This is a genomic window from Agrobacterium sp. 22-226-1 (assembly GCF_053522345.1).
This window is the reverse complement of sequence record NZ_JBNWCP010000001.1, coordinates 527,402-552,798: the sequence shown is the minus strand read 5'-3', so window position 1 is coordinate 552,798 and position 25,397 is coordinate 527,402. Positions and strand designations below refer to the sequence as shown.

Sequence of the window (25,397 nt, the reverse complement as noted above, 5' to 3'; positions counted from 1 at the left end):
CCCGGAATCGGCTTCCGGGCTTTTTCTGTTGCTGCATTGCAGCAGACGCTGGAGAGTGTCGTGTGGATTCCTGTTTCACACGACGCGCTCTAACTGCTTGTTTTTATGCATGTCGTTATCGCAAAACCCGCTTAACACTCTTGCGCGTCATGCATCAGATGTCGAACTGATAGGATTTCGGCACGAAACGATAGCCGGTATCCAGCTTTTCCGCGTAACCGACCGCCGGGAAAGGCATGTGATACCCGAGGAAAGGCAAACGGTCGGTGGCGATCATGTCATAGACCTTCTTGCGGGTCGCGGCGGCTGCCGCCTTGTCCATGTCGAATTTCACCTCCCAGTCTGGTTTCTGCAGGGAAAGGACGAAATGGTTGGCCGTATCCGCCGTCAGGATGAGTTGTTTGCCTTCCGATTCGACACGGAAGATCATATGGCCCGGCGAATGACCGAAGGCCGCCACGCCGGTGATCCCGGATACGACACTGGCGCCGTCGCCAATGAAGGTCGCCTTTTCCGCCAGCGGCTTGACGTTCGTGAGAACGCCCTTGTGGCCGCCTTCGGCAGGCGTGCCGACGCGCTTCTCATCCGTCCAGAAATCATATTCCGCCTGGCCGAACACGTAGCGCGCCTTGGAAAAAGCCGGAGCGCCCTTTTCCATCAGGCCGCCAATGTGGTCGCCATGCATATGGGTCAGCACCACCACGGTCACATCTTCCGATGTATAACCGGCGGCCGCCATGCCCTCGATCAACCGGCCATTGCCCGCACCGCGCCCGGCCTCACCGAAACCGGTATCGAACAGCACGAGATCGGTGCCGGTATTGACGAGGACCGGCGAGAAGGAATTGACGAATTGCTCCTTCGGCAGAAAATTGTCTTCCAGCAGTTTTCCGACCGTCTCCGCCGGCTGGTCGGTGCCGAAGGTCTCGCCGGGATTGGGGGCCGCGCGCGCGCCATCCTTCACCACCAGCACTTCGAAATTACCGAGCTTGAAGCGATTGGTTTCAGGCGGCATCGCGTGTTCTATCTCCATGGAGGTTTGCGGCTGGTTGGTCTGGGCCGTTGCCGTGCGCGCCATCAACAGCGGCGCACCGAGAACGCTTGCGCCCGCCGCACCGATGAGGCCGCGTCTGCTCATGCTCAAGGATTGGGTCATTATCTTTCTCCCGATATCGCCAACTGGCCGTGATCGCCAACTGAACCAAGCCAACGGACAATAGAGCGATAAAGTTGCAAGAAAACCGGCCTCACGCAGGTTTGATCGGAACTTGAGAAATTGATAATTAACGTGTTGGCAAGCCCGCTTATCAGGCGTAGGAGGAACGGCGATATCCTTTGTCGCAGCGGAAAGCCGCAGGCAGCCTCATGAACCGCATCATTCCCCTCATCCTGGCAGTCGCTCTCTTCATGGAGCAGATGGACTCCACCGTCATCGCCACCTCGCTGCCGGCAATTGCCGCCGACCTTCATGTCGGGCCGATCACGCTCAAGCTCGCATTGACGGCCTATATGGTGGCGCTGGCGATCTTCATTCCCATCAGCGGCTGGATGGCCGACAAATATGGCGCGAAGAAAATCTTCCGGTTCGCCATCGGCGTCTTCGTGGTGGGGTCGATCTGCTGCGCGGTGTCGTCCTCGGTGTTCGAATTCGTGCTCTCGCGTTTCCTGCAGGGCATGGGCGGGGCGATGATGACGCCCGTCGGCCGCCTCGTGCTTTTGCGCACGACCAAGCGCAGCGAACTCGTCTCCGCCATGGCGCTGCTGACAATTCCGGGGCTGGTGGGACCGCTGACCGGCCCGCCAATCGGCGGCTTCATCACCACCTATTTTTCATGGCACTGGATTTTCCTGATCAATGTGCCGATCGGCGTCATCGGCATCTGGCTCTCGACGATCTTCCTGCCGGAAATCGAAACCACCAACCCGCCGCCGATGGACGGCAAGGGCTTCGTGCTTTCAGGCATCGCCGCCTCCGGCGTGGTGTTCGGCCTCTCCGTCGTCAGCCTGCCGGCGCTGCCGCCCGCCATCGGCATTGCCTCGACCATCATCGGTTTCATCTGCGGTTTTCTTTATCTGCGCCACGCCGCGCGCCACCCCGCCCCCATTCTGGATTTTCGCATTTTCCAGAACGCGACCTTCCGGGCGGCGTCCGTCGGCGGCACCGTTTTCCGCATTTCCACGGGCGCCATACCCTTCCTGATGCCGCTGATGCTGCAGATCGGTTTCGGGCTCAACCCGTTCCAGTCGGGCATGATTACCTTTGCCGGCGCAATCGGTGCGATCACCACGAAATTCATGGCCAAGCGGGTGTTTGCGGCAACCGGATTTCGCTCGACACTGATCGGGGCCGGCATCGTCGGCGCCTGCACGACGCTCGCCAACAGCTTCTTCACCCCGGAAACGCCCTATCCGCTGATCATGATCTTCCTTGTGACAGCGGGATTTGCCCGGTCCTTCTTCTTCACCGGATCGAACGCGCTCAGCTACTCCGATATCGAGGACAGTCAGGCCAGCCAGGCGACCTCGATGGCGTCGGTGCTGCAGCAGATCAGCCTGGCGCTGGGCGTGGCTTTCGCCGCCTCCATTCTGGAAGTCAGCAGCATGATGTCCGGCACGCATCTGCAGCTCGCCGATTTCCACATCGCCTTCACCATCGTGGCGCTGGTATCGCTGTTCGCCATCGTGCCGATCATCCGCATGGACGGTAATGCCGGGGCGGCCGTTTCCGGCCACCGGGGCAAGGTCTCACAACCGGCGGAGTGATCAGTCTTCGGAAGCCTCTTCGGCTTCGGATACGTCGGTCGGCTCGTTCTTGCGGCCCTTGAAGTGCTTGGCAAGCAGGAACATTTCCACCGATTCCGAGCGTGAGGACGCCGGCTTGATGTGCAGAACCTGCTTGAAGTTCTTCTTCAGCATATCCAGCAATGCCTTTTCCGTGCCGCCCTGGAAGGTCTTGGCAAGGAAGTGACCGCCTTCCGCCAGCACCTGAACGGCGAAATCGGCCGCGACTTCGCACAGATACATGGTGCGGATATGGTCGGTCTTCTGGTGACCGGTGGTGGGCGCGGCCATATCCGACAGCACCAGATCGGGCGTGCCGCCAACGGCCTCCATCAGCTTTTCCGGCGCGCTCGGATCGAGGAAGTCAAGCTGCAGGATTTTCACACCGGGAATGGGATCGATCTCGAGGAAATCGATAGCCGCGACGCGGATATCGTCCTCGGTCGAATCCGTCACCTTGGAAGCGATCTGAGACCAGCTGCCGGGAGCGGCGCCAAGGTCGATGATGCGGCGCGCGCCTTTGAGAATCTGGTGCTTGTCGTTGATTTCCAAGAGCTTGAAGGCGGCGCGGGCGCGGTAGCCTTCAAGCCTGGCGCGCTGCACATAGGGGTCGTTGATATGACGTTCCAGCCAGCGGCGCGACGAGGCCTTGAGCTTGGTCTTCTTGACCTTCTGGCCGATCTTGCGGCCGGTGCGGTTGTTGCTTGTCGGCGCCTTGCTCATGTCAAACCTTCCGTCCTGTCCTGCCGTGTCATCTGCATGCGCCGAATGCGGTTGCGCCGCCATGCGCCGTCATCCGCCATCATATCCGTCAAAAGGCCTTCGCGCAGGCCGCGATCCGCCACGCGCATACGGCGTGCCGGCCAGCGGCGGCGAATGGCCTCGAGAATGGCGCAGCCGGCCAGAACCAGATCGGCCCTGTCAGGCCCGATGCAGGCATTGGCGGCGCGGCCCGCGAAATCCCATGCGAGCAGCTTGTCCTGCATCGCCGTCACCTCGGCATCGGAAAGCCAGAGGCCATCCACCTTGCGGCGATCGTATCGTGGCAGATCGAGATGGACGCCGGCAAGCGTCGTCACCGTGCCCGAGGTCCCGATCAGGTGAAAATCCTCGTGATGGGTTTGCGGCGCGAGAGGCGGGCAATGGAAGGCATCGAGCAGCCCCTCGACTTCCCGCACCATGGCGGCGAAGACGTCCGGCGTCACATCGCGCCCGCCATGACGTTCCGAAAGCGTGACGACACCGACCGGCAACGAGGTCCAGTGGGTGATGTGATTGGCGAGCCGGTTCGAGCGGTTTTCCCCGACCTTGATGACGGCGATTTCCGACGATCCGCCACCGATATCGAACAGCACGACGGAGCGGGCTTCGCGCCCGACGAGAGAGGCACAGCCAGACACCGCAAGGCGGGCTTCCGTCTCGCGGCTGATGATTTCGAGCTTCAGTCCCGTTTCCCGCGTAACCCGCGCCAGAAACTCTTCGCCATTCGACGCAGCACGGCAGGCCTCGGTAGCGATGAGCCGCATGCGCCTGATCGGACGACCGGAGAGTTTCGCGGAGCAGACTTTCAGCGCCTCGACCGCACGATCCATGGCGTCGTCGGAGAGCCGGCCGCTCGACACCAGCCCCTCGCCCAGCCGGACGATGCGCGAAAAGGCATCGACGACCCGGAACTGACCGGGCCGCGTCGGCTGCGCAATCAATAGGCGGCAATTATTGGTGCCGAGATCGAGCGCGGCATACATATCCGCCGGCGGCTCCTGGCCATGCTCATGCTGGCGGCCTGCATGGCGCGCGGATATTTCAGATTGCCGATGCGGTTCCTGCCCGGCCCCATTGGCGCGGCCATTCTGCTTGCCGACATGTTTCGGCGCATGGGTGGGAACCAGCGGACGGCCCTGTGGATCGCGACCGCGTGGATCGCGGTGACCACGCTTGCGGTGGCGCGACTTTCGCCCTGCGCCCGGCGGCACGGAGGATGGATTGGCAGCATCTGTTGCGGCTGGAGCCTGCGTCTGCACGGTGGAAGCTGGGGCAGCCTGCTGAGACGCACCCTTGCCGCGAGAGCGCCTGCGGCGCTTTCTCTTGCGCGGCTCGGCATCCGGCTCAAGAGCCGATACATAGGAGGAACCGGCCGGAACATCCGCGGCAACATCATGCGACAGCACAACAGCGTCACGGGGCTGACCGTCACGCTTGTGTTTCTTGCCACGACGGGATCGCTTCGCTTTCCCTTTGTTCGCCACCGACGCCCCTTGTTCCGACGGCTTTGGGCCGTTTCCGGGGTCGATCACTGTCTTGTCCATTTCGCCGCGCACAAGCGTAGACGCTATGCTGCTGGCTTTCATAAGGTTTCGTTGGGCGGACAATACCAGCGCAAGCGATTTTAGCCAAATGGTTTTTGCCGGGCGGCGTGTGGCAAAGGCTCACACATCACCAAGGTTGCGTGACGCCCGCGCCGAGTGCACGCTTCATCGATAAGAGTTTCATGCTGCTCCTCCGCTGGTTTTGCTGGAACCCGTCACGCTCTCCCCAAGCGTGACGAAACCAATTGCGGGCGCTCGCCTACAACACGGAGATCATGCCGCCATCGGCATAGACGATCTGGCCATTGACGTAGTCGGATGCGGCGGACGCAAAATAGATGACGGTTCCCGCCAGTTCTTGGGGCCGGCCCCAGCGCCGCGCCGGCGTGCGCGCCTTGACCCAGGCGTCGAATTCCGGGTTGGCGAGCAGGGCCTCGTTCATATCGGTGATCATGTAACCGGGGCCGATCGCATTGGCCTGAATGCCCTTTTCGGCCCACTCGGCCGCCATGGCCTTGGTCAGCATCTTGATGCCGCCTTTCGCCACGGTGTAAGGCGCAACCGTTGCCCGGGCGAGTTCGGAGGTCAGCGATCCGATATTGATGATCTTGCCGGAACCGCGCTCCGCCATTCGCCTCGCCGCCTCCCGGCCGACGAGGAAGGCCGACGTCAGATTGGTGTCGATCACCCTTCGCCAGTCGGCGGTCTCCAGCTCCAGCATCGGCTTGCGGAACTGGATGCCGGCATTGTTGACGAGGATATCCACCCGTATGCCGTCCCGGTCGAACCGCTCGAAGGCTGCGATGACAGCGGCTTCGTCGGTCACGTCGAACGCCGCCGTCAGCACCTCACGACCTGTCGACCGCATCGCCGCAGCCGCCTCTTCCAGTCGGTTGGCATCGACGCCATTGAGGATCACCCGGGCGCCGGCATTCGCCAGCCCCTCGGCAAAGGCCCGCCCCAAACCGCGGGAGGAACCGGTGATCAGCGCCGTCTTACCGCTGAGATCGAATAGTGAAACGCTCATGACGATTCCCCTCAGAGTTCAGAGACGCGGACGGACAGATCCGAGCGTTCGAAGAAGGACGGTTGCAGTTCAGTGCCGAGGCCGGGGCCTTCCATCGGATAAACGAAGCCGCCCTCGATACGCGGAACCTCCGTCACCAGTTCGCGATACCAGCCCTTGTAAAAAGCGCGCACGCTTTCCTGGATAAGCGTGTTGGGCTGCGAAAAGCTCATGTGGATGGCGGCGGCGAAGCCGACTGGGCCGATGCAGTCATGCGGGGCAAAAGGCCGGTGATAGGTTTCCGCCATGGCCGCGATCTTGCGGCCCTCGGTCAGACCTCCCGTCCAGCACAGATCGGCCATGACGACATGGGCGGCATCGCGGTCGAGATAGTCCTTATAGGCAAAACGGGTGCCGAGCGTTTCGGAGGCGCAGGTCCACACATCGGTGGAATGCGCGTATTCGGCAAGCGCCTGCGGCGAATTCATCCGTATCGGATCTTCGTACCATGTGGGCTTGAACGGCTCGAGCGCCCGCGCGATCTGCTTGGCAACCGGCAGGTTCCACAGCGAGTGGAACTCGACCATGATATCCATCTTGTCGCCGACCGCCTTGCGGATCAGTTCGAACGGCTTGATCGCCGTCTTCATCTGTTCCGCCGTGATGAACAGGCCGCGGTTTTCCATCGCCGGAGGATCGAACGGCCAGATTTTCATGGCCGTGATGCCGTTCGACAGAAGGTCTTCCGCCAGTTCGCCCGCCCGGTTCATGAAACCGTCGAGGTCTTCGTAAGGACCGGCTTCCTCATCCAAATTCCAGGTATCGACCGGCTTGATCTTCTTCGTCCGCACATAGCGGCTTCCGGCGCAGGTATTGTAGACACGCATCTTCTCCACGCAGAGCCCGCCCAGCATCTGGTGGACAGGCTGTCCGCACACCTTGCCGAAAATATCCCACAGCGCGATGTCGACTGCGGAAGCCGCCCGGTGTTCCGCCCCCGTCGAGGCATGGGCCATCGGCAGGTTGAGCATTTCCCGGTGAAGGGCCTCTATATGAAGCGGATTGCGGCCCACGAGCCGGCTTGCCAGCGTATCGTGGATGTGGGCCTCGACGGCCGCCGCCCCATAAAAGGTTTCGCCGAGACCGGTAACGCCCTGATCGGTCTCCACATGCACCCAGAGAACATTGGAGAACTCTTCTGCTCGAAAAGTCTTGATCGCAGTTATTTTCATCATTGCTTCCATTTCTGTCTGCCCGTCGTTTCGTTTCCAAATTGCATGGACAGGACCATCTACTTATCTCTCACAAGAAAACATGCTCCAGTCCCAAAGGCGGTTCTCGTCAGCTCTCCGATGCACCGGTTCCAACGGAGAGAATCGTCACTGTCAGAAAAGCCTGCCTCATCGCTGCGCTTACCATTCGGCGAGACTGCCATCCTGATGACGCCAGAGCGGATTGCGCCAGCGATGGCCTTGCCTTGCCATTTCGATCACATGCGCCTCATCAACCTCGATACCCAGGCCGGGACCCTGCGGTATTTCGACAAACCCGTCCTCGTAACGGAAGACATCCTTGTTGGTGATGTAGTCCAGAAGGTCGCTGCCCTGATTGTAGTGAATGCCAAGGCTCTGCTCCTGGATAAATGCGTTGTAGCTGACAGCATCGATTTGCAGGCAGGCAGCCAGAGCAATCGGCCCAAGCGGGCAATGCGGCGCAAGGGCGACGTCATAGGCCTCCGCCATCGTCGCAATCTTGCGGCATTCGGTAATTCCGCCCGCATGCGAAAGGTCCGGCTGGATAATATCGACATAGCCGCCGGAGAGGACGGATTTGAAATCCCAACGTGAATAAAGCCGCTCGCCGAGCGCGATCGGAGCCGAGCAATGATTGGCGATTTCCTTCAGCGCCTCGAGATTTTCCGAAAGTACCGGCTCTTCGATGAACATCAGCTTGAACTGCTCGAGTTCCCTTGCCAGCACCTTGGCCATTGGCCTGTGAACCCGGCCATGGAAATCGGCGCCTATGCCGATATGCGGCCCCACCGCATCGCGCACGGCGCCTATGGTCGCGACGATGGCGTCAATCTTGTCGTTGCCGTCGACGATCTGCAGCTCTTCGGCGCCATTCAGCTTGATCGCCTTGAAGCCCGCGGCAACGACGGCCCGCGCATTGTTCGCCACGTCGCTCGGACGGTCACCGCCGATCCATGAATAGACCTTGATCCGGTCGCGGCACTGGCCTCCGAGCAGCGCGTGGATCGGCTGGCCGAGCGCCTTGCCCTTGATATCCCAGAGCGCCTGGTCGATCCCGGCAATCGCGCTCATATGGACTGCACCGCCACGATAAAACCCGCCGCGATACATGACCGTCCAGTGATCCTCGATCAGGAACGGATTCTTGCCGATGAGGTAATCCTCCAGCTCATGCACGGCAGCCTGAACCGTCAAAGCCCTGCCTTCGACCACGGGCTCGCCCCAGCCGGTGATGCCCTCATCCGTCTCGATCTTGAGGAACAGCCAGCGTGGCGGAACGATATAGGTGGTGAGTTTTGTGATCTTCATGATAGTTGCCTTCATCTCCGCCATCGAAGCGGATCGCCGCGCCCACGGTGCCTCTTAGAACGATAATTGCACCTTCATCGCCCGCGACCTGTCAGTGGCGAGCATGAACGCGTCATTCGCCTCCTGAAACGGCAATGTATGGGTTACGAGCGGTGTAAGATCGATGCGGCCGGAGTTCATCAAATCGATGGCCTGCTGGAACTCACTGTCGAAACGGAAGGTGCCGCGCAGCTGCAATTCCTTGGTGACGATGGCGTTGATCGGCAATGTAACATCGCCGCCAAGCCCGAGCTGGACGATGATGCCGCCGGCGCGGATGGCTGCGAGTGCGCCGTTGAGCGCAGCCTGATTGCCCGAGGCCTCGAACAAGATGTCGACCGTACCCTTGCCCGTGGCGTAGGGCGCAAGCGCTTCCGGCGTCGTCGCCATGTTTAGAGCCGCTGTCGCGCCGAGTTTACGCGCGACCTGCAGCGGGAATTCGCCCACATCCGTCGCGATGATCTCCGCAGCGCCCGCATTCCGCGCCACCAGCACGCACAATGCCCCTATCGGACCGCAGCCCGTGACCAGAACCCGCTTGCCCAGAAGCGGCCCCGCCTGTTTCATGGCGTGCAGAACAACCGCAAGCGGCTCGGCCATGGCCGCTTCCGCCATGGTAACCGTCTCGGCAATCGGAATTGCCTGGGCGGCGCTGACGGTGATGCTCTGGCGAAAACCGCCCTGCGCATGCGGCAGGCGCATGGCGCTGCCCATGAACTGCATGTTCATGCACTGGTTATGGGCGCCCTCCCGGCAATATTCACATTCGTAACAGGGAGAACTCGGATTGACCGACACCCGCATGCCCGGCACCAGATGCGAAACACCGGCGCCGCATTCCTCGATAATGCCGGCCATCTCGTGGCCGAGCGCCATCGGCTCACGCACGCGGATGCTGCCGGAACCGCCATGCAGGTAATAATGGAGATCCGAACCGCAAATGCCTCCGGCCTTGACGGCAATCCGAACCTGACCGGCAGCCGGGGCGACGCTGGCCACGGGTTCGATCCGCAGATCCTTTTGAGCGTGAATGATAACGCCTAACATCGAATTTTCCTTCCTGATTTCGCTGTGACGGTGCCTGAGCAGCCTTCAAGCGAGACATTTTTTGGTTTGATGGTGCCGTGCGCTGGCGAAAAGCTTTCTCGCCGGGCCGGCGCTTCCTTTGAAAATTCTGGAAATCTGAAATATTGAGAAATTTCCTGTCATTGCATTTTGCAACTGACGAGACGGAACGGTAACGTCAGGCAGAATCTCGAGGAATGAAGCATGACCAGTGAAGACAAGAACGGGACGAAAGATGAGGACGGCAATCCGCAGGAGAAGAAGAGACGCAACAGCGTCAACCTGACGGAGCTTGCCTATGAGCGCATCGAGCACCTGATCATTACCTGTGAACTCAAGCCTGGCCGCTTCCTTTCCATTCAAGACCTGCAGAGAGAGACCGGATTGAGCCGCACGCCCGTGCATCAGGCGGTCAGCCGGCTGGCAGCCGATACGCTCGTGATCATTCAGCCCCGTCATGGCCTGCAGATCGCGCCCATCGACCTCGCCCGCGAGCGAATGCTTCTGCGTTTGCGGCGCGACCTCGAGCGTTTCGTCGTGTCGCTGGCCGCCGAGCACTCCACGTCCACGCACCGTTCGCAGATGCTGCACATCACCCGCATTCTGAAAGACCAGCGCGACACGATGGCGATCGGCGATTTCAATATTTTCGACCGTCGTATCGACAAGCTGATCCTGCTGGCGGCGGGAGAGCCGTTCCTCGAGCATACGCTGCGGCCGCTCCACACCCTGTTCCGGCGCATCGGCCTGATCCATCACCGCAATATCGGCGGCGCGGAAAGTCTGGCCGGAAGCATCCAGAGCCATATCGGCATACTCGAGGCAATCGCCAAGCGGAATGTCGCGCTGGCCGTCGAAGCGTCCGACCAGCTGATCGACTATGTCGACCGGATGTTCGATGCCCTCGAGAGGGACATCGATCCATCCATCCTCGATTCCAGCCTGGAATCGCTGATCTCGCTGTGAAGTATCGCCTCTTGCATTCTTCATGATCCGGCTCCGGTGCTGAAGATTATGGGCGTAGCCGCAGGCCGGTTTCGGCGGAAAACAGAACGGCGTCATCGAGGTTGAACGCCAGCGAAACCGGATCACCGACTTTAAGCCCGGTATAGCCCTGTTCGGTGACCATGACGGCGTCCAGTTCGCCTTCCTCGCGATGCGCCGTGCGGGCATTGCTGAGCGTGACCGCAATGACGGATTCGGCGCCGATATGCTCCACCAGCGTCACCGTTCCTTCGACGCTGCCGGGTTGACGTTCGGGCGTCAGCCGGATCGCATTCGGGCGGATGCCGAACAGAACCTTGCCGTCTTTCCTGATCGCTGCCGACAGGCCCTGCGGCAACGCCAGCGTAATGCCACCGACGCTAACGACACCGCTTGCCGCATCGGCTTCGATGAGGTTCATCGGCGGCGTGCCGATAAAGCGCGCGACATAGGTATTGGCCGGATCGCTATAGATTTCGCGGGACGAACCGAATTGCTGAACGACACCGTCGCGCATCAGCGCGATCTTGGTTCCCATCGTCATGGCCTCGACCTGATCGTGGGTCACATAAACGAATGTACCGCCGATATCGGCATGCAGCTTGGAAATTTCCGCCCGCATCGACGTCCTGAGCTTGGCATCCAGATTGGAGAGCGGCTCATCCATCAGGAAGACTTCGGGCTGCCGCACCATCGCCCGGCCTAGCGCGACACGCTGCCGCTGCCCGCCCGACAGAGTGCGCGGAAACCGGTCCAGCATCTCGGTCAGGCCCAGTATCTTCGCATTGCGCTGTACCATTTCCTTCACCTGCGGCGAATTCTCGATCCGCCGCCTGACAAGGCCTCCGATGATCGGCAGGTGATGCCACCAGCGGAACTGTTTCATCACCAGCGGAAACGTCATGTTCCTGCGCACGGTCAGATGCGGATAGAGTGCATAGGACTGGAAAACGAAGGCCATGTCGCGGTCGCTTGGCGGCAAATTGTCGACGCGACGGCTGCCGATCAGTATTTCTCCGCCGGAAATGCTTTCAAGACCGGCCAGCATGCGCAGAAGCGTCGATTTTCCGCAGCCCGAAGGGCCAAGCAGCACCAGAAAATCGCCGTCCGAAACGGCGATATCGATATTGCGGATAACGTCCTTTGCGCCGAAACTCTTGCTGACGCTTTTCAGGGTAATGGATGCCATTTCAAAGATCCTTTATCAGCCCTTGACGCTGCCAGCCGTCATACCGGCCACGACATAACGCTGGACAAGAAGGTAAAACAGGACAGCAGGCAGCGTGTAGATGAAGCCAACGGCCATGACGGAATGCACTGGCGTCGACAATTCGCCGACGAAACCGGCGAGCCCCACCGAGGCGGTGCGCAGACTTTCGCTGCTGATGAGCGTCTGGGCGAAAACATACTCGTTCCAGCCGTTGAAGAATGCGATGACCGAGGCGGCGGCGAGCGTCGGCCCAATCAGCGGCACCACGATCAGAAGCACCACGTCGAGCTTGGAGCACCCCTCCATGCGGGCGGCCTCTTCAACCTCGATCGGCACTGCATCGATGGCCCCTTTGAGAATCCAGGCGATGACCGGCACCGTAAAGGCGGTGTTGGCGAGGATCAGGCCGGTCAAAGTATTGAGCAGCCCGAGATCACCGAAGATGGCGTAAAGCGGCACGACCAGCATGGCTTCGGGCAGCATCTGGGTGGCAAACAGCACGAAGCCGAGAAGAGCAAGACCGGCGAACCGGAAACGGGAGAGCGCATAGGCGGGCAGGATCGCCAGCACAATGCTCAGCACCGTCGTGCCGGAAGCAACGATCACGCTGTTTTTCAGCCATGTCGCAACCGGTATGGTCTTGAACACGTCCTGATAAACATTCAGTTCCGAAAACGACGGCAGGAACTGCGGGGTTGCGGCAAAGAGTTCCGAAGACGTGGTGAGCGATGTCACCAACATCCAATAGATCGGGAAGACAGCAACACCGAGAAGGGCAAGGACGCTGATCATGCGCAGGCTGTGCTGCCAGGGAGAGGTTTTCATGCGCGTCTCCCCTGCGCACGTTCGGCACGCTGCGATATCTTGAAGTAGATCATTGTCACGACAAGCGCGATGGCGAGGCCCACCATGCCGATGGAGGCAGCACTGCCGAGCTCGCGATAGACGAAGCCCTGACGGTAAAGCTCGATCACCAGCGTATTGGTCGCGCCGATCGGACCTCCCTGCGTCATCAGCCAGATCAGATCGAAACGGCGCAGCGACCAGATGGTGACGAAGAGAGCGAGCAACAGCACGGTCGGCTGGATGGTCGGCCATACAGCCGTCTTGAAGACGTTGAACCGGTCGGCTCCATCGATGATCGCAGCTTCGCGCACTTCCGATGGAACGCCCTGCAGAGCTGCCAGAATGACGACCGAAGAAAACGGAAAGATCTGCCAGATGGTCGTGATCATGATGGCAGGCAGGGCAAGCGAGGGATTGTCCAGCCAGTTTTCACTGGAAAACGGCAGGCCCAGCACCCGCAGCGCATAATTGAACACGCCATATTGGGAGTTGAGCATCCAGGTGAAAATCAGTGCAACGGCAACCGGCGGCGCCGCCCAGGGCACCGTTACCAGGGCGCGGGCAATGCCGCGTCCGGTAAAGGGGTTGTTGAGAAGCAGCGCCGTACCGAGACCGAAACCGATCGCAAGCACGACGCAGAGGATCGTATAGATCAGCGTGACCCAGAGAACCTGCGCGAAATCGCTGGTTTCGAAGATGTAGAGATAGTTTTCGAAACCGACAAAGAGCTGGTCGTCGGGAGACAGCAGCGAAGTCGATGTGAAGCTGAGCTTCAACTCCTGCAGCAAGGGGTAGATTTGAAACAGCAGAAGATAAAGGGCGACAGGCGCGGCGAACCAATAAGGTGTCCACCGGCTGCCCTCGATCCCGCTGCGTGAGTCGGATGATCGCATCGACATTACTCGCTTTGTGAAAATTGCAGGTAAAGTCTGCGCCGCATCAGCGGCGCAGCACCCGTCGCTCGATCAGCCGCTGCGCGGCATCCATGGCGTCCTTGGGGTTTTCCCCGCCCTGAAGAACCTTCAGCACGCTCTCGAGCACGATCTGCTGGATTTCCGGCGTCTTCGTCTCAAGGCCCATGACCAGTTGCGGAACCGCCGTTTCGACCTGCTTGTCATAAACGGTAAGCCAGGGCTGCGCCGCCAGATCCTCGGCGGAATATTGCGTCACCGTGCCGACGATGGTTCCCATGGCCTTTTGCAGGCCCTGCTGATTTTCCGGCTCCAGCGCCCATTTCAGGAAGGTGAGGGCCGCATCCTTGTGCTTGGTATTGGCGTTGATCGACAGCATGGTCATGATCAGGCCCTGAGCCGGTGTCGGGAAAGGAGAAGGTGCGGCGGCAAAGGGAAGGTTCGGGGAATTCTGGTGGAAGATCGCCGCAACGCCGCCATTGTCGACATTCATGGCAATCTTGCCTTCCCAGAACATGCGCCGGTAGGTGGCGGCATCGGCGCCTTTCGGAATGACATCGAGATCGTAGACCGCCTTATACGCCTCGATACCCTTGATGACCTCGGGGCTGTTTACCGTCAGATTGCCGGAAGCGTCGCTCCAGCGGCCACCAAATCCGTAGACGAAATTGCAGACGTCCTGCCAGAAACCGGCCCGTTCTGCCATCGTGGCGCGATAGGCGTAACCATATTTGCCGTCACCCGTTGTTTCCTTGGCAACCTTGAGGAAATCCTCGAATGTCGTGGGCGGTGCGCCCTTGACGATATCCTTGTTGTAAAGAAGCCCGTAACCGGTGGAATCGAAGATCACGCCATAACGCTTACCGTTCACCGCGAGATATTTGTCGGGGCCGATGAATTTATACTGCGATGGATCGATAAGGCCTTCGAGGGAAAGAACGCGCCCCGATGGCACGGCTGCGAAATAGTCGATCTGGTCGAAACGGACCAGATCCGGGCCGCCGCCCCCACCCATCTGCGTGAAGACGGTGTTGGCGAAACTGGAGAACGGGATCGCGATCGGCTCGACCTCGATCTTGTCCTGACTTTCATTGAATTTCTGAACCCACGCCTTGGCGCGGTCACCGCGGCCTGCCTCGGAGAACATCGCAGCGGCAAATGTGATCTTCTCTTTCGCCTGCTGCGCAAAGGCCGTGCCCGATAGCGCCGAGACCAGCAGCACGGACGCCAGGGCGCCGCGAATAATTCCACGTCTTGAATGCAGATAAGCCATTTGGATCCTCCATCCTTATACATATCCGATGGACGTTTCCTCCACCGCCGGACATGCCTCCTCATCCGCGAACTAGAATGTTGTGATATTTCACGAAAGTCAATGCTGTTATTTTACGTTGTTGCCCGCTGGCAATTCTGCGATGACGATGGTGACGGAATGGCCTGATGAAAGCCACGACACGGCGGCTCGTCGAAGCTGCGCCTAAAAAATATGCTCGGAAGCCCATCGGCAAGAACACAAATCAGGCACTCTTCTTCGCATTTTGACGAAATCGCGCGTCAAACCCCGAAATCCAATCTGGCACGCGGTTTGCTTCGTTTATTCCGAGTTGGCCGCTAGGGTTCCGGTGCAGGTTTGCATGACTGGTCCGAGAGCAGCCACTGTGCGAGGAGAAATCTCGCACGGATGCACGGCGGGACAAAAGCCCGGGAGACCTCGTTAGCCAAGGGATTGGCGGCGTTGGTCTATGCCGATCCCTTTTTGAGAACAAGCAAAAGGGGAATACCAATGCAGACTTTCAGAACAATCATTTCCATTTCCGCGCTGGGGGGCCTTCTTGCGCTCCCGCTGGTTTCGACAGCGGATGCTGCGCCCAAAAAGGATTTCAAGGTCGCCTGGTCGATCTATGTCGGCTGGATGCCCTGGGGCTATGCCGCCGACCATGGCATCGTCAAGAAATGGGCCGACAAATACGGCATCAATATCGAGGTCACGCAGTTCAACGATTATGTGGAATCGATGAACCAGTATACGGCGGGCGCCTATGACGCCGTGACGCTGACCAACATGGACGGCCTGTCGATTCCCGCTGCCGGCGGCGTCGATACAACCGCCGTCATCGTCGGCGATTTCTCCAATGGAAACGATGCCGTCATCCTCAAGGACAAAAAAGACCTTGCCGAGATCAAGGGCCAGAACATCAATCTCGTGGAGTTCTCCGTGTCGCATTACCTGCTTGCACGGGCGCTCGAAACCATCGGCTCATCCGAACGCGATGTGAAAGTCGTCAATACGTCCGACGCGGACATGGTCGCCGCTTATCAGACGCCGGAGGTTTCCGCTGTCGTGACGTGGAATCCACTGGTTTCGACCATTCTCCAGAATTCCTCGGCCAACAAGGTTTTCGACAGTTCCAAAGTCCCCGGCGAGATCATCGATCTGATGGTCGCCCATACCGATGTGCTGAAGGATAATCCCGATTTCGGCAAGGCGCTCGCGGGCATCTGGTACGATACGATGAAGGTGATGACCGCCGAGAGCGCGGAAGGCAAGGCGGCGCGCGAGGCGATGGGCAAGGCATCCGGCACGGATCTTGCCGGTTTCGAAGCCCAGATGGCGGCCACCAAGCTGTTCGACAAGCCGGCGGACGCGGTCGCCTTCACGGCTTCGCCGGACCTGCCGAAGACCATGGACCGGGTGCGGCACTTCCTGTTCGACAAGGGCCTGCTTGGCAACGGCGCTTCATCGGCGGACGCGATCGGCATCGCGTTTCCGGATGGGGCCGTCCGCGGTGACACGTCCAACATCAAGTTCCGCTTCACGACGGACTACATGGCCGAAGCGGCCAAGGGAATGCTCTGAGGACCAGCCGCACCGCGCCCCGGCGCGGTCTTCCACCCTGCCATCACCCCGGAGTTTCCCATGCGCTGGATCAATTCGCGTCCTTCGAACGGCGCCCGTCTTGGACTTGCCGTCCTGCCCTTTGCGGCCGTGCTGATCGCTTACACGGTCGGCTCGGCGGCACGGCTTGCCGAAAACGCCAATGACAAGCTTCTGCCGGGCTTAGCCGGCCTTGCCGACGCCATCAACCGGCTGGCCGTCATCCCCGATGCCCGCACGGGTGATATTCTTCTATGGACGGATACGGCCGCAAGCCTCATCCGCCTGTTTTCGGGACTGGGGATAGCGACCGCGATGGCGTTGGCCATCGGCATGCTGATCGGCATGCTGCCTTACGCACGATCGCTGCTTTCGCCCTTCGTCGGCGCCATTTCCATGGTGCCGCCGCTGGCGCTTTTGCCCATCCTTTTCATCCTGCTCGGCCTTGGCGAAATTTCCAAGATAGCACTCATCGTCATCGGTGTGGCGCCCGTGATGATCCGCGATCTGGCGCTCAGGGCCATCGAACTGCCGCGCGAGCAGATCATCAAGGCCGAGACGCTCGGGGCAAACTCATGGCAGATCGCGCTGCGCGTGGTGCTGCCGCAGGTCCTGCCGCGGCTCATCACCTGTCTGCGTCTCCAGCTCGGACCGGCCTGGCTTTTCCTGATCGCCGCGGAAGCGATTTCGTCCGATGCGGGGCTCGGTTATCGCATCTTCCTCGTTCGCCGCTATCTCGCGATGGATGTGATTTTTCCCTATGTCATCTGGATCACGCTTATCGCCGTGCTGACCGACTGGTTGCTGGACCGGCTGCGCCTTGCCGTCTTTCCCTGGTCGGCAACGGAGAACAAGGCATGAGCACGCTCACCATCGACAATGTCTGGAAGGAATATGGCGACCAGATCGTGCTTGAGAATGTTTCGCTCGAGATCGAATCCCGCGCATTTGTCGCGCTTGTCGGTCCGTCCGGCTGCGGCAAGACCACCTTCCTGCGCATGATCCTCGGCCAGGAGCGGCCGAGCCGCGGCACGATCCTTCTCGACGGCAAACCGCTGCCCGACGAACCGGGATCGGACCGCGGCGTCGTGTTCCAGAAATATTCGGTGTTTCCGCATCTGACCGTGCTCGGTAACGTCCTGATCGGCAAGGAACTTGCCGCCTCGCCCGTCAGCGGCAGGCTGTTCGGCGCCGCCCGCCGGACCGCGATCGACGAGGCCCGCACCATGATCGCCGATGTCGGCCTTTCAGGGTCGGAAGATAAATATCCCGCCCAGCTTTCCGGCGGCATGCAGCAGCGCCTGGCGCTTGCCCAGACGCTGCTGATGCGGCCGAAAATCCTGCTGCTCGACGAACCCTTCGGCGCACTTGACCCCGGCATTCGCGCCGAAATCCACCAGCTGATGAAACGGCTGTGGAACGAAGCGCAGATGACGGTGGTGATGGTGACGCACGACATGCGCGAGGCCTTCACGCTTGCCACCCGCGTCATCGCTTTCGAGCGCCCACGCGACCGCCCGGAGGAAAAACTGCGCTATGGCGCAACGGTCACCCGCGACATTTCGATCTGGCCGCCGCGCCGGGCCGGCGGCGTCGCCGCCTGAAACGATATGCATCAGGGCCAAGCCCTGATGTCGACTGCGCAGTTGCGGATAGAGGGGCGGCTCAACACCCCTGCCGGAATTGCTTCCGACGGCCCGCCGGGACGACCCGGCAAACAAGGGCAGACACCGGGACGACCCGAACTCAACCGCCATGGAGCACCTTATGCACCAAAGACGTTCGCCCGAAGAAATCGCCGCCAATCGCGCCCGTTATGAAGATCATCAGAAAAAGGGGCTGGAATTCGCGCCCAAGGCGCTGCCCGGCTTCAGCCTCCTGCCCGAACCCACGCTCAACGAAACGAAAATCCTTTACCGCGAAATCATTCCCGGCGGCTGGTACTGGACGACCAGGCTGCGCAGGGAAGAGGTGCTGCGCATCAGCCTCAGCCACGGCTTCTCTTCGATTGCGCTCATCGCCTGGAATGCCGCCGACACCTCGGAACGCATCAATCTGCCCGACACGATCAAGGTGCAGTGGACGACGGGGCTTTCCAAAGGCCGCGTCATCTTTTCCGACATGGGGCGTGTGATGTTTTCGATTACCGAAGACAGTTCCGGCGCGCATGATTGCCTTGTCGGCGGCTCGAACGCGCAGAGCAACGTCCGTTATGAGGGCGCACATCTGCGCGACACCCGCGATAACTTCATCAAGCTGGCGATGAAGCTCGGCCTCGACCGCCGTGACATTCCCGCCGCGCTGACGCTTTTCGCGCCCGTGCGTGTTGATGCCGAAGGCCGGTTTTTCTGGAACCCGGCCCTCCTCAATGGCGGGGACTATGTTGAGCTGCGTGCGGAAATGGACATGCTGGTCGGTTTTTCCAATTGCCCGCATCCGCTCGATCCCAACCCGGCCTATGCGCCGAACCCGGTGACGGTCACCCGCCTTGCGGCCGCTCCGGTCGCCGCCGACGACCTGTGCCGGACCGCCACCGCCGAGGCCGTGCGCGGTTTCGAGAACAACGCGCTTTCCAACCTTTGAGCCGGGAGAAACGAACATGACCGATTTCATTGAAACCGTTTCGTCGCGCACATGTGAAAATGCAGCGCAAAACCACTACGTCCCGGCTGAAAAACCCTTCTCCACCTTCATCCGCAAGGGCGCCACGGTTCGTATCGAAGACACTTACGGCCAGCAGGCCATCGACACGCTGTTTTACAACGCTCGGGACTTTTCCGAACGCTACTCCAGTCAGGATACGGTGCGGGCGCAGGGCGCGGCCTATATTTCGACCGGCACGAAAATCATGTCGAGCGAGGGTCGGGTAATGCTGACCGTGACCGCCGACAGCTGCGGCCGTCACGATACCTCCGCCGGCGCCTGCTCCTGCGAAAGCAACACGGTGCGTTTCGGCCATGGGACGAAATATCTTCATGCCTGCCGGGACAATTTCGTCGCCGAGGTCGCCAGATACGGCATGGGCAAACGCGATGTCGTTTCCAATATCAACCTTTTCATGAATGTGCCCATCTCGCCCAATGGCGGCATGACCATCGTGGACGGCATTTCCTCGCCCGGCGACTACGTCGAACTGGTGGCCGAGATGGATGTGCTGCTGGTCATTTCCAACTGCCCGCAGATCAACAATCCCTGCAATGGTTTCGATCCGACGCCGATCCGGGTGCTCGTTTGGAACGGGGAGGATTGAGCCGATGTTCAAGAAAGTCCTCATCGCCAATCGTGGCGAAATCGCCGTCCGCATCATCAAAACACTCCGGGACATGGGTATTGCTTCCGTCGCGGTTTATTCCGATGCCGACCGCTTCGCCAAAGCAGCATTGACGGCCGACGAAGCGATACGCCTCGGACCCGCACCCTCCGCAGAAAGTTATCTCGATGTCGAAGCGGTGATTGCCGCCTGCAAAAAGACGGGGGCGGAAGCAGTCCATCCCGGTTATGGCTTTCTTTCCGAAAACATCGGCTTTGCCGAAAGGCTGGCGGCCGAAGGCATCGTCTTCATCGGCCCGACACCGGAAAACATCGCCGATTTCGGCCTGAAGCACACCGCCCGGGAACTGGCGCAGAAAAGCGGTGTGCCGCTGCTTCCGGGATCCGGCCTGCTTGGCTCGGTCAAAGAGGCGCTCGCCGCCGCGGAAGGCGTCGGTTATCCGGTCATGCTGAAATCCACCGCCGGCGGCGGCGGTATCGGCATGCAGCTTTGCGCCGACGACGCCGCGCTGAAAGCGGCCTTCGAGAGCGTGCAGCGCACGGCGAAAGCGAGCTTTGGCGACGCCCGCGTCTATCTGGAACGGTTCGTGGCGAAGGCTCGCCATGTCGAAGTGCAGATATTCGGCGACGGCAAGGGACGGGTGATCGCGCTTGGCGAACGCGACTGCTCGCTTCAGCGCCGCAACCAGAAGGTCATCGAGGAAACACCAGCCCCCGGGCTTTCCGATGAGGTTCGGGCGCGCCTGCATGCGGGGGCCGTCTCGCTGGGGAAACAGGTGAATTATCGCTCCGCCGGCACGGTCGAGTTCATTTACGATCCGACCCGCGAGGAATTCTATTTCCTGGAGGTCAATACGAGGCTGCAGGTGGAGCACCCGGTGACCGAAGCCGTCTTCGGCATCGATCTGGTGGAATGGATGATCCGTCAGGCCGCCGGCGACGATGTCCTGACCGGCGCAGAGGAGCTGATACCGAAGGGGGCGGCAATCGAGGCGCGTGTCTATGCGGAAATGCCGCATGCCGATTTTCGCCCGAGCGCCGGTCTTCTGACCGAGGTAGTTTTTCCCGAGGATGTCCGGGTCGACGGCTGGATAGAGACCGGCACGGAGGTAACGCCTTTTTACGACCCCATGCTGGCCAAGATCATCGTCACGGGCGCGGATCGCAACGCGGCGATCGCCAGTCTCGGCGCCGCCCTGTCGCACACCGCGATTTCAGGCATCGAGACCAATCTCGACTATCTCAGGGCGATTGCCGGCTCCAGCCTTTTCCGGACCGGCAATGTCGCGACCACGGCGCTGAAGGATTTTCCCTTCGTGCCGGATGTCGTCGAGGTCATTGCGCCGGGAGCCCAATCGAGCCTTCAGGAACTGCCTGGCCGTCTCGGCCTGTGGCATGTCGGGGTGCCGCCGAGCGGACCGATGGACGAACGTTCCTTCCGTCATGCGAACCGGCTGGTCGGCAATCACGATCACACCGCGGCTCTGGAAATCACCGTTTCCGGTCCGGTGCTCAAGTTCTTTGCGGATGTGACGGTGGCGCTTGCCGGCGCGGAAATGCCGATGACGTGCGACGGCGAACCCGTTCCGCATAACACCCCGATCACGGTCAGGGCCGGGCAGACGCTTACCATCGGCCAGATCGGTGGTGCGGGGCAGCGGGCCTATCTGGCGGTGGCCGGCGGTTTTGACGCGCCGGTCGTGCTCGGCTCGCGCGCCACTTTCGGGCTTGGTCAGTTTGGCGGCAACGCCACCGGCACCTTGCGCGCCGGCCACGTTCTTCGCCTCGCCCGCGCGCCCCAGGGCGATGCGAAAGCCGCCTCCGAACCTGCCGACCTGACCCGCGAATGGTCGGTAGGCGTGCTCTACGGGCCCCACGGCGCGCCGGATTTTTTCCTTGAGGACGATATCGAGACCCTGTTTGCGACCGAATATGAGGTGCATTTCAATTCCGCCCGCACGGGTGTACGCCTCATCGGCCCTGCGCCGAAATGGGCGCGCCAGGATGGCGGAGAAGCCGGGCTTCACCCCTCCAACCTCCATGACAATGCCTATGCCATCGGCGCCATCGATTTTACGGGCGACATGCCGATCATTCTCGGGCCGGATGGCCCGTCTCTCGGCGGCTTCGTTTGCCCGGCGGTGATTGCCGCGGATGAGCAATGGAAGATGGGACAGTTCAAACCGGGCGACAAAATCCGCTTTCATCCGGTTGCGCGGGCGGAAGATCCCATTGCCGGCCCCACCGTCAAACGCATTGGCGACAATGCCGGCTCCCCCATTCTCGGCCATCGCGATGACGGCGAGGTTCCGGTCGTTTATCGCCGGCAGGGCGATGACAACCTGCTTGTCGAATATGGCCCGATGCAGCTCGATGTCAGCCTGCGCCTGCGCAGCCATCTTTTGATGCAGGCGGTGCGGGAAGCCGGCGTTCCCGGCCTGATAGACCTGACCCCCGGCATCCGCTCGCTGCAGATTCACTACGATGGATCGCATGTGACGCGTGGCCGGTTGCTCGGCCTTCTTTCCGAAATCGAAAGCGGCATGCCTTCCGTTCACTCGGTGAAGGTGCCGAGCCGCACCGTCTGGCTGCCGCTGTCATGGGACGATCCGGATGCGGCGCTGGCGATGCGCAAATATCAGGAGCTGGTGCGCCCCAATGCGCCCTGGTGCCCCTCGAACATCGAATTCATCCGCCGCATCAACGGTCTGGATGACGAACAGGCGGTAAAAGACAAAATCTTCGACGCCTCCTATCTCGTCATGGGGCTTGGCGATGTCTATCTCGGCGCGCCTGTTGCCACTCCTCTCGACCCGCGCCATCGCCTCGTCACGACAAAATATAATCCGGCGCGCACCTGGACGCCGGAAAACGCCGTCGGCATCGGCGGCGCTTATATGTGCATCTACGGCATGGAGGGACCGGGCGGCTATCAGCTCTTCGGGCGCACCATCCAGATGTGGAATACGTGGCGGCAAACCCCGGTCTTCGGCAAGGACAAACCCTGGCTGCTCGATTTCTTCGATCGGGTCCGTTTCTTTCCCGTCAGCCACGGCGAATTGACCGAAGCCCGCGCCGCCTTTCCCCATGGGGGTTATCCCGTCCGTATCGAAGAGGGCGAGTTTTCCTATGCGGATTACGAGGCGGAGCTTCAGAAGAATGCCGCCGCAATCGGCGCATTCAAGGCGGGCCAGCAGGCCGCCTTCGAGGCGGAACGCCAACGCTGGAAAGATCAGGGGCTCGACAGTTTCGTTGTCGATGAAGGTGTCGGTCCCGGCCTCGGGGGCGATATTCCCGACGGCTGCTTCGGCATTGAAAGTGCCGTGCCGGGCAATGTCTGGAAGGTGCTGGTGGAAAAAGGGCAGAAGGTGGCGGCCGGAGAAACGCTCGCCATCATCGAATCCATGAAGATGGAAATCACCGTCAACGCGCACGCCGCGGGCAAGGTGCGCGATCTCCGCGCCGGGCCGGGCCGCAATGTCAGGGCCGGCGACGTGCTGGTCGTTCTGGAGGCCATGTAATGTTGCCGATCATTCTCGATATCGCGTCGCTGAAAGATGCCTATTCGAAGGGGCTGAGCCCGCTCGATCTCGTCGAGGAGATAATTCTTCGCATCGAGGCGTCGGACGATCCGGCGATCTTCATAACGAAGACGCCGGACGAGGATTTGCGCGCCGCCGCCCGCGACCTTCTGGCCCGCGCGCCCATGGCCAACAGCCTGCCGCTGTGGGGCGTACCTTTTGCCGTCAAGGACAATATCGACGTGGCCGACCTGCCGACGACGGCCGCCTGCCCGGCCTTTGCCTACCGGCCGCAACAGGATGCGACCGTCATCGCCCGGCTGAAGGCCGCAGGCGCAATCGTCATCGGCAAGACCAATCTCGACCAGTTCGCCACCGGGCTCAACGGCACACGCTCGCCGCACGGCGCTCCGCGATCGGTGTTCGACAGGGCCTATGTGTCGGGAGGCTCGTCCTCCGGCTCCGCCGTGGCGGTGGCGTCTGGCCTTGCCAGTTTCGCGCTCGGCACGGATACGGCCGGTTCCGGCCGCGTGCCCGCGGCCTTCAACAATATTGTCGGTATCAAGCCTACGCCCGGACTGGTGCCGAATGTCGGCGTCGTACCCGCATGCCGCTCGGTGGACGTCGTGACCGTTTTTTCCGCGACGGTGGGCGACGGTGTAGCCGTGCGCAGGGTCATGGAGGGTTATGACTCCGCCGATCCCTTCTCGCGCAGGGCAAAGCCGGCCGCCCTGCCGGCTGCCGGGCTGCGCATTGGCGTGCTTGAGCCCGGGGAACGGGAATTTTTCGGCAATGCCGCTTTCGAGGCGCTTTATGACGCGGCTATCGAAAAAGCGAAAATGCTCGGCGCAGACATCGTCCCCTTCGACTATGCGCCGTTCCGTCAGGCCGCCGAGCTGCTCTATAACGGCCCGTGGGTGGCCGAGCGTCTGGCGGCGGTGAAGCATTTCCTGGCGACCAATGCCGGCGATTTCGATCCCACCGTAAGGGCAATAATCGAGGGGGCAAGGCGATACGATGCCGTCGACGCCTTCGAGGGACTATACGGGCTCGAGACGCTTCGCCAGAAGGCATCGGCGGAATGGGCGAAAGCCGACATGTTGATGTTGCCGACATCCCCGACCACCTACACGGTGGAGGAGATGCGCGCAGATCCGATCGCGAAGAACGGCCATTTCGGGCGATATACCAATTTCGCCAATCTGTTCGGTTATGCGGCCATCGCTGTTCCCGCGGGCTTCGATGCCGCGGATCATTTGCCGGCGGGTGTCACCCTGTTCGGCCCGGCCTTTTCCGACGATGCGCTGGCGCCGTTTGCCGATATGCTGCACCGCGCATTGCAGCCGGGCATGGGCAGGGACCGCAGGGCTGCCCTGCCGGAAGCTTCGAAAGTGGCGGATACCGATGACGGGCTGGTGCCGATTGTCGTTGTCGGCGCCCATCTCACCGGCATGCCGCTCAATCACGAACTCACAGGCCCCGGCGGCCGGCTGATGAAATCCTGCCGTACGGCCGGCGACTACCGGCTGTTCGTCTTGCCGAATACCGTTCCACCAAAACCCGGCTTGCGGCGGGAGCCCGGCTTTAAAGGCGCGGGTCTGGAGGTGGAGGTCTGGAGGGTGACGCCCGAAACCTTCGGACGTTTCGTGCAGAACATTCCCGCTCCACTTGGCATCGGCAAGGTGACGCTGGACGACGGATCACAAATCTCCGGCTTCCTGTGCGAACCCTATGCGCTCAAGGGTGCTGTGGAAGTGACAGGCCTTGGCGGGTGGCGCGCCTATATCCGGTCGATCAAACAAGAAGAAAGGAAAAGCCATGCGTGACATTTTCTCCAGATATCTGGGCATCCTCCGGCGAGCAACGGTGATGCTTTTGACTGCGCGAGCCGGAATGTATTGGGGCCGAGGACGTCGAAACGGCTAAGTCCGGTTTCATCGCAATCGCTGTTCCGGGCATCGGAGACGCCAGATCGAACAGGCGACACTATCTTCGCCTGTTCGACCCTGAACGCTCCTCGCA

At 60.9% G+C, this 25,397-nt stretch carries 20 protein-coding genes and 1 riboswitch; of the genes, 9 read left to right on the top strand and 11 right to left on the bottom strand.

Going from position 1 to position 25,397, the window contains the following annotated elements:
* Nucleotides 1–154: 154 nt before the first annotated feature.
* Nucleotides 155–1,156, bottom strand: a complete 1,002-nt coding sequence (locus ACQZ5K_RS02705) for an MBL fold metallo-hydrolase (protein WP_448739568.1) — start codon at nt 1,154–1,156, stop codon at nt 155–157.
* 209 nt (nt 1,157–1,365) lie between these two features.
* On the opposite strand from ACQZ5K_RS02705, the gene ACQZ5K_RS02700 reads away from it, so the two are divergent.
* Nucleotides 1,366–2,763 carry an MDR family MFS transporter gene (locus ACQZ5K_RS02700; RefSeq protein ID WP_035236057.1) on the top strand — a complete coding sequence of 466 codons (1,398 nt, stop codon included), beginning with the start codon at nt 1,366–1,368 and terminating at the stop codon, nt 2,761–2,763.
* Here ACQZ5K_RS02700 and ACQZ5K_RS02695 read toward each other — a convergent pair whose 3' ends face one another.
* From ACQZ5K_RS02695 to ACQZ5K_RS02670, 6 genes are all read right to left on the bottom strand, one after another.
* Entirely contained in the window at nt 2,764–3,504 is a 741-nt protein-coding gene (locus tag ACQZ5K_RS02695; protein WP_448739567.1) for an RlmE family RNA methyltransferase, read from the bottom strand.
* Entirely contained in the window at nt 3,501–5,129 is a 1,629-nt protein-coding gene (locus tag ACQZ5K_RS02690; protein WP_448739566.1) for a Ppx/GppA phosphatase family protein, read from the bottom strand. Before ACQZ5K_RS02690 ends, ACQZ5K_RS02695 begins: the two co-directional genes overlap by 4 nt.
* Nucleotides 5,130–5,346: 217 nt before the next feature.
* A complete protein-coding gene (locus tag ACQZ5K_RS02685; protein WP_448739565.1) occupies nt 5,347–6,114 on the bottom strand; it encodes an SDR family oxidoreductase in 768 nt (255 codons plus the stop codon).
* Between the two features lie 11 nt (nt 6,115–6,125).
* Nucleotides 6,126–7,325: a mandelate racemase/muconate lactonizing enzyme family protein gene (locus ACQZ5K_RS02680; RefSeq protein WP_448739564.1), complete on the bottom strand. Its 1,200-nt coding sequence runs from the start codon at nt 7,323–7,325 to the stop codon at nt 6,126–6,128.
* 180 nt (nt 7,326–7,505) lie between these two features.
* The gene (gene dgoD, locus ACQZ5K_RS02675; protein WP_448739563.1) at nt 7,506–8,654 is read right to left on the bottom strand and encodes a galactonate dehydratase; all 1,149 of its coding nucleotides are present in this window, start codon (nt 8,652–8,654) and stop codon (nt 7,506–7,508) included.
* 54 nt (nt 8,655–8,708) lie between these two features.
* Entirely contained in the window at nt 8,709–9,740 is a 1,032-nt protein-coding gene (locus tag ACQZ5K_RS02670; RefSeq protein ID WP_448739562.1) for an L-idonate 5-dehydrogenase, read from the bottom strand.
* Nucleotides 9,741–9,962: 222 nt separating this feature from the next.
* Here ACQZ5K_RS02670 and ACQZ5K_RS02665 point away from each other — a divergent pair, with 222 nt between their 5' ends.
* The gene (locus tag ACQZ5K_RS02665) at nt 9,963–10,724 is read left to right on the top strand and encodes a GntR family transcriptional regulator (protein ID WP_004432690.1); all 762 of its coding nucleotides are present in this window, start codon (nt 9,963–9,965) and stop codon (nt 10,722–10,724) included.
* Nucleotides 10,725–10,770: 46 nt separating this feature from the next.
* On the opposite strand, the gene ACQZ5K_RS02660 is transcribed toward ACQZ5K_RS02665, so the two are convergent.
* Genes ACQZ5K_RS02660 through ACQZ5K_RS02645 form a run of 4 tightly spaced genes read right to left on the bottom strand, consistent with a single transcriptional unit; the run spans nt 10,771 to nt 14,982 of the window.
* Nucleotides 10,771–11,931 carry an ABC transporter ATP-binding protein gene (locus tag ACQZ5K_RS02660; protein ID WP_448739561.1) on the bottom strand — a complete coding sequence of 387 codons (1,161 nt, stop codon included), beginning with the start codon at nt 11,929–11,931 and terminating at the stop codon, nt 10,771–10,773.
* Between the two features lie 15 nt (nt 11,932–11,946).
* The gene (locus ACQZ5K_RS02655) at nt 11,947–12,777 is read right to left on the bottom strand and encodes a carbohydrate ABC transporter permease (protein WP_004432685.1); all 831 of its coding nucleotides are present in this window, start codon (nt 12,775–12,777) and stop codon (nt 11,947–11,949) included.
* Nucleotides 12,774–13,691: a carbohydrate ABC transporter permease gene (locus tag ACQZ5K_RS02650; RefSeq protein WP_059760857.1), complete on the bottom strand. Its 918-nt coding sequence runs from the start codon at nt 13,689–13,691 to the stop codon at nt 12,774–12,776. Before ACQZ5K_RS02650 ends, ACQZ5K_RS02655 begins: the two co-directional genes overlap by 4 nt.
* Nucleotides 13,692–13,737: 46 nt before the next feature.
* Nucleotides 13,738–14,982 carry an ABC transporter substrate-binding protein gene (locus ACQZ5K_RS02645; RefSeq protein ID WP_448739560.1) on the bottom strand — a complete coding sequence of 415 codons (1,245 nt, stop codon included), beginning with the start codon at nt 14,980–14,982 and terminating at the stop codon, nt 13,738–13,740.
* Nucleotides 14,983–15,309: 327 nt separating this feature from the next.
* Nucleotides 15,310–15,419: riboswitch (guanidine-I (ykkC/yxkD leader) on the top strand.
* Nucleotides 15,420–15,492: 73 nt separating this feature from the next.
* Between ACQZ5K_RS02645 and ACQZ5K_RS02640 the strand changes: the two genes are divergently transcribed.
* The 7 genes from ACQZ5K_RS02640 to atzF all read left to right on the top strand — a co-directional run bounded on the left by ACQZ5K_RS02640 (nt 15,493) and on the right by atzF (nt 25,201).
* A complete protein-coding gene (locus ACQZ5K_RS02640) occupies nt 15,493–16,566 on the top strand; it encodes a putative urea ABC transporter substrate-binding protein (protein ID WP_448739559.1) in 1,074 nt (357 codons plus the stop codon).
* 60 nt (nt 16,567–16,626) lie between these two features.
* A complete protein-coding gene (locus tag ACQZ5K_RS02635) occupies nt 16,627–17,445 on the top strand; it encodes an ABC transporter permease (protein WP_004432677.1) in 819 nt (272 codons plus the stop codon).
* Nucleotides 17,442–18,188: an ABC transporter ATP-binding protein gene (locus tag ACQZ5K_RS02630; RefSeq protein WP_448739558.1), complete on the top strand. Its 747-nt coding sequence runs from the start codon at nt 17,442–17,444 to the stop codon at nt 18,186–18,188. Before ACQZ5K_RS02635 ends, ACQZ5K_RS02630 begins: the two co-directional genes overlap by 4 nt.
* Before the next feature lie 163 nt (nt 18,189–18,351).
* The gene (locus ACQZ5K_RS02625; protein ID WP_448739557.1) at nt 18,352–19,167 is read left to right on the top strand and encodes an urea amidolyase associated protein UAAP1; all 816 of its coding nucleotides are present in this window, start codon (nt 18,352–18,354) and stop codon (nt 19,165–19,167) included.
* 16 nt (nt 19,168–19,183) lie between these two features.
* Complete coding sequence (locus tag ACQZ5K_RS02620) at nt 19,184–19,834, top strand: urea amidolyase associated protein UAAP2 (RefSeq protein WP_174056264.1); 651 nt, start codon at nt 19,184–19,186, stop codon at nt 19,832–19,834.
* A 4-nt stretch (nt 19,835–19,838) separates the two neighbouring features.
* On the top strand, nt 19,839–23,375 hold the full coding sequence (gene uca, locus ACQZ5K_RS02615; protein WP_448739556.1) for an urea carboxylase: 3,537 nt from the start codon (nt 19,839–19,841) through the stop codon (nt 23,373–23,375).
* The gene (atzF, locus tag ACQZ5K_RS02610) at nt 23,375–25,201 is read left to right on the top strand and encodes an allophanate hydrolase (RefSeq protein ID WP_448739555.1); all 1,827 of its coding nucleotides are present in this window, start codon (nt 23,375–23,377) and stop codon (nt 25,199–25,201) included. The genes uca and atzF overlap by 1 nt, the downstream gene beginning before the upstream one ends.
* The last annotated feature ends 196 nt before the right edge of the window (nt 25,202–25,397 follow it).

Bases quoted from the DNA above. Each gene is read 5' to 3' on its own strand.
- ACQZ5K_RS02660 (WP_448739561.1), bottom strand. From the start codon at position 11,931: ATGGCATCCATTACCCTGAAAAGCGTCAGCAAGAGTTTCGGCGCAAAG.
- dgoD (WP_448739563.1), bottom strand. From the start codon at position 8,654: ATGAAGATCACAAAACTCACCACCTATATCGTTCCGCCACGCTGGCTG.
- ACQZ5K_RS02665 (WP_004432690.1), top strand. From the start codon at position 9,963: ATGACCAGTGAAGACAAGAACGGGACGAAAGATGAGGACGGCAATCCG.
- uca (WP_448739556.1), top strand. From the start codon at position 19,839: ATGTTCAAGAAAGTCCTCATCGCCAATCGTGGCGAAATCGCCGTCCGC.
- ACQZ5K_RS02705 (WP_448739568.1), bottom strand. From the start codon at position 1,156: ATGACCCAATCCTTGAGCATGAGCAGACGCGGCCTCATCGGTGCGGCG.
- ACQZ5K_RS02685 (WP_448739565.1), bottom strand. From the start codon at position 6,114: ATGAGCGTTTCACTATTCGATCTCAGCGGTAAGACGGCGCTGATCACC.
- atzF (WP_448739555.1), top strand. From the start codon at position 23,375: ATGTTGCCGATCATTCTCGATATCGCGTCGCTGAAAGATGCCTATTCG.
- ACQZ5K_RS02625 (WP_448739557.1), top strand. From the start codon at position 18,352: ATGCACCAAAGACGTTCGCCCGAAGAAATCGCCGCCAATCGCGCCCGT.
- ACQZ5K_RS02695 (WP_448739567.1), bottom strand. From the start codon at position 3,504: ATGAGCAAGGCGCCGACAAGCAACAACCGCACCGGCCGCAAGATCGGC.
- ACQZ5K_RS02630 (WP_448739558.1), top strand. From the start codon at position 17,442: ATGAGCACGCTCACCATCGACAATGTCTGGAAGGAATATGGCGACCAG.
- ACQZ5K_RS02680 (WP_448739564.1), bottom strand. From the start codon at position 7,325: ATGAAAATAACTGCGATCAAGACTTTTCGAGCAGAAGAGTTCTCCAAT.
- ACQZ5K_RS02645 (WP_448739560.1), bottom strand. From the start codon at position 14,982: ATGGCTTATCTGCATTCAAGACGTGGAATTATTCGCGGCGCCCTGGCG.
- ACQZ5K_RS02620 (WP_174056264.1), top strand. From the start codon at position 19,184: ATGACCGATTTCATTGAAACCGTTTCGTCGCGCACATGTGAAAATGCA.
- ACQZ5K_RS02700 (WP_035236057.1), top strand. From the start codon at position 1,366: ATGAACCGCATCATTCCCCTCATCCTGGCAGTCGCTCTCTTCATGGAG.
- ACQZ5K_RS02670 (WP_448739562.1), bottom strand. From the start codon at position 9,740: ATGTTAGGCGTTATCATTCACGCTCAAAAGGATCTGCGGATCGAACCC.
- ACQZ5K_RS02635 (WP_004432677.1), top strand. From the start codon at position 16,627: ATGCGCTGGATCAATTCGCGTCCTTCGAACGGCGCCCGTCTTGGACTT.
- ACQZ5K_RS02640 (WP_448739559.1), top strand. From the start codon at position 15,493: ATGCAGACTTTCAGAACAATCATTTCCATTTCCGCGCTGGGGGGCCTT.
- ACQZ5K_RS02690 (WP_448739566.1), bottom strand. From the start codon at position 5,129: ATGAAAGCCAGCAGCATAGCGTCTACGCTTGTGCGCGGCGAAATGGAC.
- ACQZ5K_RS02655 (WP_004432685.1), bottom strand. From the start codon at position 12,777: ATGAAAACCTCTCCCTGGCAGCACAGCCTGCGCATGATCAGCGTCCTT.
- ACQZ5K_RS02650 (WP_059760857.1), bottom strand. From the start codon at position 13,691: ATGCGATCATCCGACTCACGCAGCGGGATCGAGGGCAGCCGGTGGACA.